This window comes from Ciceribacter ferrooxidans (assembly GCF_004137355.1).
GTDB lineage: Bacteria > Pseudomonadota > Alphaproteobacteria > Rhizobiales > Rhizobiaceae > Allorhizobium > Allorhizobium ferrooxidans.
The window spans coordinates 1-253 of sequence record NZ_SDVB01000231.1; the positions used below are offsets into that span (position 1 = coordinate 1).

The 253-nt window shown below is 69.6% G+C and carries 1 protein-coding gene; it reads left to right on the forward strand.

The features are described 5' to 3' along the window. A partial coding sequence (locus EUU22_RS10910; RefSeq protein ID WP_165351149.1) for a tyrosine-type recombinase/integrase occupies positions 1 to 253 on the forward strand: 253 nt, incomplete at both ends.

Genomic DNA, 253 nt, shown 5'->3' on the forward strand with positions numbered 1-253 from the left:
CCCATCAGCGACGGCGCGCTGCGCGAGATCCTCCAGCGGGCGCTCGCCGGCACCGGCATCCGCGGCCACGACGGCCAGCCGCTGGTCTTCACCCCCCATGATTTCCGCCGGATCTTCGTCACCGACGCGGTCCTCAACGGGCTGCCGCCGCACATCGCCCAGGTCATCTGCGGCCACCGCGACATCAGCACCACGATGGGCTACAAGGCGATCTACCCGGCCGAAGCCATCGAAGCCCACCGCGCCTTCATCA